Source organism: Streptomyces sparsus, assembly GCF_054776295.1.
Genome location: NZ_BAAHCA010000823.1, coordinates 1 through 2218 on the forward strand (window position 1 = coordinate 1; position 2218 = coordinate 2218).

Annotated in this window: 1 protein-coding gene; it reads left to right on the forward strand. The window is 72.5% G+C overall.

The window, feature by feature from the left end:
* Positions 1–517 precede the first annotated feature (517 nt).
* A partial coding sequence (locus tag ACYVE9_RS23840) for a DEAD/DEAH box helicase (protein ID WP_461029952.1) occupies positions 518–2218 on the forward strand: 1701 nt, incomplete at its 3' end.

Consider the following 2218-nt stretch of genomic DNA (forward strand, 5'->3'; position numbering starts at 1 on the left):
CGGACCCCGAACCGTCCCGGAGCGACCCACCGCCCCCGGAGACCTCGCAGCCGCCCGACCCGGAACCGATCGACCCGCCGCCGCCCTCCCCGCAGGACCCGCCGGACCCGGTGGAGGGCGACGGATGATCCCGTCGCCGACCGGCCCCGCGGCGTGCTGCCGGATGGCGCCGGAGGTGACGTTCCACACCTCCCCGCGCGGGGAGCGCGACAGCGTGCGCGGGGTCTCCCTGCTTCCGATTCTTCCGGTTTCCCCACGGTCCCGAGCGGTCAGCACCGCGTCCGGGACCGGGAAGTGGGCCGGGGGAGGTGATCCGCAGCACTTCGGCCGGAACGGGTTTGCCACCCGCGCGGCCAGGTGCGTATGGTGGTAGATCGTTTGATCCCATTTGCCCGGCGCCCCAACCGAAGCGCGCCGTGTGGCGCGTTCCTTTGCTTAGCCGTGGGCTGACCGCACTGAGGCGGTCGTGTGCGAATCACGGAAGTGTGTGGCGCGTGCCGAATTCCGGAAGGTTCGCATGTCTGTTGTCACCCCTGAAACCGTAATGACCGAGGACGAGCAGCTCGTCGAGAGCGTCGCGAACACCGCTGTGGACACCGACGGCACGGACACCGCCGTCGAGGCGACCTCCGCAGCCGCTCCCGAGGTCACGTTCGGTTCTCTGGGCCTGCCCGAAGCCGTCGTGCGCAAGCTCGCACAGAACGGTGTCACCGCCCCCTTCCCGATCCAGGTAGCGACCATTCCGGACGCCCTGGCCGGTAAGGACATCCTCGGTCGCGGCCGGACCGGTTCCGGCAAGACCCTGAGCTTCGGCCTGCCGGCGCTCGCCCGCCTGTCCGGCGGACGGACCGCCCGCCGCCGCCCCCGTGGCGTGATCCTCACGCCCACCCGCGAGTTGGCCATGCAGGTCTCCGACGCGCTCCAGCCCTACGGTGACGTGCTCGGCCTGAAGCTGAAGGTCGTCTGCGGCGGCACGTCCATGGGTAGCCAGATGAGCGCCCTGGAGCGCGGCGTCGACGTGCTCGTGGCCACCCCGGGCCGCCTGCGCGACCTGATCAACCGCGGTGCCTGCTCGCTCGACGACGTCGAGGTCGCCGTCCTGGACGAGGCCGACCAGATGGCCGACCTGGGCTTCCTGCCCGAGGTCACCGAACTGCTCGACCTCGTGCCCCGGGGCGGCCAGCGCATGCTGTTCTCCGCCACGCTGGAGAACGAGATCGACAGCCTGGTGAAGCGCTACCTCGTCGACCCCGTCAGCCACGAGGTGGACGCGGCGCAGGGCGCCGTCACCACCATGACCCACCACGTGCTGATCGTGAAGCCGCGCGACAAGGCCCCGGTCACCGCCGCCATCGCCTCCCGCAAGGGCCGCACGATCGTCTTCGTCCGCACCCAGCTGGGCGCGGACCGGGTCGCCGAGCAGCTCCGCGAGTCCGGGGTCAGCTCCGACGCGCTGCACGGCGGCATGACGCAGGGCGCGCGGACCAGCGTGCTGGCCGACTTCAAGGAAGGCCGCGTCAACGTCCTGGTGGCCACCGACGTCGCCGCCCGCGGCATCCACGTCGACGGCATCGACCTGGTCCTCAACGTGGACCCGGCCGGCGACCACAAGGACTACCTGCACCGCTCGGGCCGCACCGCCCGCGCCGGCCAGTCCGGCAGCGTCGTGTCGCTGGCCCTGCCGCACCAGCGCCGCCAGATCTTCCGCCTCATGGAGGACGCCGGCGTGGACGCCACCCGGCACATCATCGCCCGCGGTGACGCCTTCGACGAGGAGGTCGTGCGCATCACCGGCGTGCGCTCGCTGACCGAGGTGCAGGCGGAGTCCGTGAGCATGGCCGCCAAGCAGGCCGCCCGTGAGGTCACCGACCTCACCCGGCAGCTCGAGCAGGCCCAGCGCCGTGCGCTGGAACTGCGCGAGGAGGCCGACCAGTTGACCGCGCGTGCCGCCCGCGAGCGTGGCGACGACCCGCAGGAGGCCGTGGCCGCCGCCGCCGAGGCGCTGGCCAAGGAGGCCGCCGAGGAGGCCGAGCGCGAGGCGAAGGCCGCAGCCGTCCGTGCCGAGAAGGAGCGCAAGGCCGCCGAGGTCCGCGAGGAGCGCAGGCAGAGCGGTTCCTTCGAGCGCCGTGACGACCGCCGTGGCGGCGACCGCCCCCACAACCGCGACCGTCAGGGCGGTGGCGGCTTCCGTCGCGACGACCGGCGGGACGACCGGCGT